Source organism: Acinetobacter sp. YH16053 (assembly GCF_013417035.1).
GTDB classification, from domain to species: domain Bacteria; phylum Pseudomonadota; class Gammaproteobacteria; order Pseudomonadales; family Moraxellaceae; genus Acinetobacter; species Acinetobacter towneri.
The window spans coordinates 1-2553 of the sequence record NZ_VPEP01000076.1 but is presented as its reverse complement, the minus strand read 5'-3'; the positions used below and the strand labels follow the sequence as shown (position 1 = coordinate 2553).

The following is a 2553-nucleotide window of genomic DNA, read 5'->3' as shown; positions in this document are numbered from 1 at the left end:
TCATTGTTCCGATATTAAGAGACTTAGCAGATGAACATCAAAATTTGAATATGGTTCTTTCTTTTAATGATCGTTATATTGATTTAATTGAAGATAATTATGACCTAGTGATAAGAATTGGTAATTTAGAAGATAATAGTCAATTAATGGTTAAAAAGATTTCTGAGCATGCAATGTGGCTCTGTGCCACACCTGAATATTTAAAAAGATACCAGGTTCCTGAGAGCATCAAAGATTTAGATAACCATCAGACTATTGGATATTTGAAAAATGGGCAGCTTGAAAAGTGGATATTTCAAAGTTCTCATCATAAAACTATAAAATATTTGCCAAAAAATAAAGTTCAAATGGATGACATAAAAAGCATATTAGATTATGTACTAATGCATGGAGGAATTGGTTGGTTACCTTCCTGGTTGATTCAAGAATATATACAAAGTGGTCAATTAATACACCTACTTACTAACTATTCAAGTACTAACTATCCTATTCAAATTGTATGGAAAAGATCAAATTTCTTACCAATACGTGTTCGTACTACCATTGATAAAATAGCTTCATCAATACAAAAAGATAGCGTCATTAAATAAGATTTATAAGAGAGGAATTCTAAATTGATAGTAATACAAAATCTTTCTAGTTTAATTTTTAAACACGGATTTATTAAGCTTTCCTAAAATTAACATAATACACGTTATGCGAAATTAGAAAAATGAGTTTATTGCACTGATATTTATCTGTTTTTTAAATTTTAGACCTGGGTTGGTGCCCAGGTTTTTTTATTGCGTATAACAGCCATTATGTTAAAGGGGAGGTATATTTGAATTAAATATGCCTATAAAGTTAATAGCTATCAATCATTGTTTGCTGAATAAGCCTTTAAAAGTAGGTTTATGCACCTAAGTTATTGTAAATAAAAAGATGTTCGTATTTTCAGTATTCTAACAATAGACTATAGTTGATTCTTTTAAACTAGGAATTACCATGAACCGATTTAAGACCTCTTTTTTAGTTATTTCTTTGGGTCTTACTTTAACTGCCTGCGGCGGCGGCAGTGATGGTGCATCGAGCTCTACAGGGAATGGTGCATCGAGCTCTACAGGGAATGGTACATCGAGCTCTACAGGGAACAGCGGCACCACACCAGATACTTCTACTGGTTCAGTATTGGAAAAATTGAATCCATCACAATCCTACAATATTATTTTTGACTACCCTAATTCTTCTGGTGCATCAAGACTTGATTCTGTAAAACAAAATGCCGATGGTATTATCACCGAATTTGGTGATTACAAAATTACAGGAGATATTGTTGCGAAAGAAATTGCTGGAAATAAAAACTTTACGATTGCTCGTGTAACCAAAGGAATTTTTAATTATGAAAAAGATGGGGAAATAAAATCAACAGATATTTCCAAATATAGCAATGCTTCTTATTTTTATTTTGCATTTACCCCAATCATTACTAAGCGTATTTCTGCCCAAACCAAACAAATTAACTGTACTGATGTTAATGCTACTCAAGCAAAAGTGACCAATAGTGGCCAATTTGAAAACTTTATTTCTCCATCCATTCATAATGGAAGTATTACCTTAAATCCTAACGGCAATATCGACGTTAAATTTACTGCAAAAAATGGCAGTGATGAAACTACCTTTGCTTCATCAATGAGATGGGTTGATTCATTCAATAACTATAGCAGCTATAACTTATTGGGTATCGTAGGACAACAAGGTGAATCAAATCAGATCGGTACATTTAACATAGCTGATAATGGACCAAATAGCCTAGTACTTGGTGCAATTTACCGTATGACTTTGAGCAATAATGGTAACTATCAAGGTGCTGTTTCTATGGTATGTAATTATTAATATAGCTTGATTGAAGTGTCATGCGCCTTAATCTTTATGTATTTTTTTAAATTTAAGACCTAGGCAGTGCCTAGGTTTTTTTTTATTTCGTATAACAGCCATTATGTTAAATAAGTGCCTGACTTTATTGATAAGGTTAAACATTAGCAGTTAGAAAGGGTTTTCAAAAAGAATGGTAAATCGCCCAAAAATTATAAAAGTAGGAATTTTGCTTGTAGGTCTATGTTTAATTCTGATCTTTAATTCATATAAACAGAAATTGAATTATGACAATGAAATGGCAAAACAGACAACGATACTTTTCTTAAATTCACTTGCTAAACATGATCGAAAATCAGCAATCAAATATGTTTGGCCTGATGCGCAATTATATGAAGACTTAAAAAGTCCTGAAAGATTTCTTTCTTTCAAAGACTCAAAAATTTTAGAAATAATAAGAATTAATGATGATTCAGCGGAAAGTAGACCTGAGTATTATCAAGAATTTTATAAAATTATTTCAGTGATGGTAAAAGTTAAAATCGTGCATATAGATGATGCTGGCAGTCCAGTAGGTGACTATATTTTATTTATTACTCTTGTGAAAAAATCTCCTCAATCTGATTGGCTAATTACAGGATTGGGTAGTGGGCCTTAAGCTAATAATTATTTATTTTCCCTAAAATTAACATAATACACCTT

General features: G+C 31.5%; 3 protein-coding genes. All 3 read left to right on the top strand.

Annotated elements, in window-relative coordinates:
- A partial coding sequence (locus FTV43_RS14960; RefSeq protein ID WP_257224129.1) for a LysR substrate-binding domain-containing protein occupies window positions 1-590 on the top strand: 590 nt, incomplete at its 5' end.
- A 394-nt stretch (window positions 591-984) separates the two neighbouring features.
- On the top strand, window positions 985-1872 hold the full coding sequence (locus FTV43_RS14955) for a hypothetical protein (RefSeq protein WP_179995793.1): 888 nt from the start codon (window positions 985-987) through the stop codon (window positions 1870-1872).
- 277 nt (window positions 1873-2149) lie between these two features.
- Window positions 2150-2509 (top strand): DUF4829 domain-containing protein, encoded by a 360-nt coding sequence (locus FTV43_RS14950; RefSeq protein WP_257222000.1) that lies wholly within the window; start codon window positions 2150-2152, stop codon window positions 2507-2509.
- The last annotated feature ends 44 nt before the right edge of the window (window positions 2510-2553 follow it).

Bases quoted from the DNA above. Each gene is read 5' to 3' on its own strand.
- FTV43_RS14955 (WP_179995793.1), top strand. From the start codon at position 985: ATGAACCGATTTAAGACCTCTTTTTTAGTTATTTCTTTGGGTCTTACT.
- FTV43_RS14950 (WP_257222000.1), top strand. From the start codon at position 2,150: ATGGCAAAACAGACAACGATACTTTTCTTAAATTCACTTGCTAAACAT.